This window comes from Mesorhizobium sp. M0437 (assembly GCF_040321335.1).
In the GTDB taxonomy this organism is placed as follows: Bacteria; Pseudomonadota; Alphaproteobacteria; order Rhizobiales; family Rhizobiaceae; genus Mesorhizobium.
In genome coordinates this window covers 1-2,172 of the sequence record NZ_JAMYRK010000173.1, presented here as the reverse complement: position 1 = coordinate 2,172, position 2,172 = coordinate 1, and the positions used below count along the sequence as shown (strand labels likewise).

Annotated in this window: 3 protein-coding genes; 1 reads left to right on the top strand and 2 read right to left on the bottom strand. The window is 59.6% G+C overall.

What is annotated here, in order from left to right:
• On the bottom strand, window positions 1-1,126 hold a 1,126-nt coding region (icmH, locus tag NKI72_RS34680), incomplete at its 3' end, for a type IVB secretion system protein IcmH/DotU (protein WP_352852201.1).
• A gap of 130 nt (window positions 1,127-1,256) precedes the next feature.
• On the opposite strand from icmH, the gene NKI72_RS34675 reads away from it, so the two are divergent.
• The gene (locus NKI72_RS34675) at window positions 1,257-1,559 is read left to right on the top strand and encodes a hypothetical protein (protein WP_352852202.1); all 303 of its coding nucleotides are present in this window, start codon (window positions 1,257-1,259) and stop codon (window positions 1,557-1,559) included.
• 24 nt (window positions 1,560-1,583) lie between these two features.
• Here the strand turns inward: NKI72_RS34675 and tagH are convergent.
• Window positions 1,584-2,172 (bottom strand): type VI secretion system-associated FHA domain protein TagH (tagH, locus tag NKI72_RS34670; RefSeq protein WP_352852200.1); only part of this gene is annotated, 589 nt, incomplete at its 5' end.

The following is a 2,172-nucleotide window of genomic DNA, read 5'->3' as shown; positions in this document are numbered from 1 at the left end:
GTTTCACATTATCCGTGTGGCCAACGATCGTGATTGGCCCTGGCTCGTGCTCAAGGGCTGCGGCAATCTGTGTGGCCAGTGGCAGAAAGTCGGGCTTCACTTCGGTCTTCCCCGGCTGAAACAACAATTGATTGTTGATCTCCACTACGATGAAGTCGCCTTTTGTGCCGATGGTCATCCCGCCGAGCTCGACTTGCGTGGACAGTGCTGAGCGGATGCGGTCGATCTGGCCGGTCACGGCAGGCGAGGCGGCTGTCACCGGTTTGGCGAGTGGGGGTACCACACTGGCGCGCTCGATCGTCAAAGTCGTCGTGGGATTGAGCGCCAGCAATTGTCTGGCTGCAGCATCGCCTTCATCGGTCATGAACGCCCGCAACGTGAAAAACGCGGCCGTCACCAGGGCTGACGCCGCTGCAGCAACTCCCCAGAGCGGCAGGCGGGTCGAAGACGGCACCATCATAGCGGCCATGCCTTGCCAGCGGGGGGAGATGTCCTCTCCGGCGCGGGCCCTGAAGTAGCGAAGCGTCTCGTAGACGTCGCGCCGCACAGGTTCGAGACTGGTATCGTCGCGCGCCAGGCCACGATACTGGCCCTCAAATCCCAGGGATAGGCAGACATGCATCAGCTCGAGCAGGTCTAAGTGTGGCTCAGGATTGGCCAGCACCTTGTTCAGTGCTTCGTAAAAGCCGCCGCCGGTGGGCTCGATGTGAAAGAACCGCGACAGCATACTGTGCTGTGCCCAGGTGTCCTCGCCGGCCCAAGGCAGGTTGCCGACAAGATCGTCGGCCGTTTCGCAAAGGCCAAACTTCGCTATCCGCGCATCCTCTTCGGTAACCCCTGACTTCTCCAGCGTCCAGTCGAACCTCTCCATCGCCTCGGCGATATGTTCGGCCAATGGCGCCGCCTGTCTTTCGACCGGCACGAGCCTGAGATGCCCGAACAGGACGAGCAACGGTGCTGACCCAGCGAGGATCGGATTTGCCGTCGAATATTTTACCGTGTCTGCGGCGCCGAGCAGCACCTCCTGCTGAATGCTCGGCCTTGACCCGGCCGCCTCGGCTCTGACCGCTGTACCGGACGATGCTCCCTGATAAAGAATGGTTCCGGATCTCCAGTCCGGCGGCATATGCCGACCTATGTCAGGATCGAAAACTGTCGATTCCTTGACATGCGGGGGCGCGACGGTCTTCGCAATCGGTTCGTTTGCGGCTGGTTTCGCATTCTGCCCGCGTCGTGGATTGGTGCGGATGACGGTCTTGCGGACCGGGCCGAAAGGATCGTCCTTCGAACTCATCGCCGATATGCCGCTGCCGTGCAGTGTCCGCGCTCGCGTGCGAGAGGCGCCAGATCTTTCCTGGCTGGATAGGGCAGGCAATGGTCCTTCCGGCAAGGCGGTCCGGAGCTACAAGAAACAATGGCGCCGCAATGTGACATTTGCCGCAGACCCCCAGGTCAATCAGGCTTACCCGCTTGGCGAACTGTCGTATGTGATCGTAGTCCCAGATGTTGTCGATTGGAACATGATGCGGCGCGCCGATGCGTTTTTCTTCGTCTGCTAAAGCGCCGCAATCTGTTGGGCCGGTCTATTTTTGCTTGTCAGCTTTTGCATACGCTTCGCCAAAATAGGCCAAGAATATATCAAGCATGCCGTTTTCGTGTGGTTCCTCCATGCTCCTCCACGTCCCGACAAACGCGTCCCATGCTTGGGCCTTCTTCGAGGTAAACGATGTCGGCGGGAGCTTTTTACCGATCGCCTCCGGCGAAAGGTCATCAACCAGTCGCGAGAGCGCTGCTTGCATAGCGGCATAGGTGGCAAATTCGTGCGCCTTGAGATCGCGGAATGCGTCCTCGATGCTGTGCCTGGCATCGAGATAGCCGGCCCTGCGCCGCGCGAACATGATTTCGAGTATGTCGTCGGTGCCTGGGACAAATTTGAGAGGATTGTTTTCAGCGGAGCTTATCATCGTCCGGTGTGGGCTCTTGGTTAATGTCTTTGCAGCCGCACGTGCCTTCAGCAGCATGGCCAGTTGCTCGACCACCGTGCGCAGCACCGCGCCGATTTCGGCAGCGACTTCATGCGGATCACGCAACTGGAACAATTCCGGCGAAATGCCTGCGGCGATTGCAATTTCCCGCAGCACCTCGTCTGTCGTCGAAGGCAAGGTTGCAGGC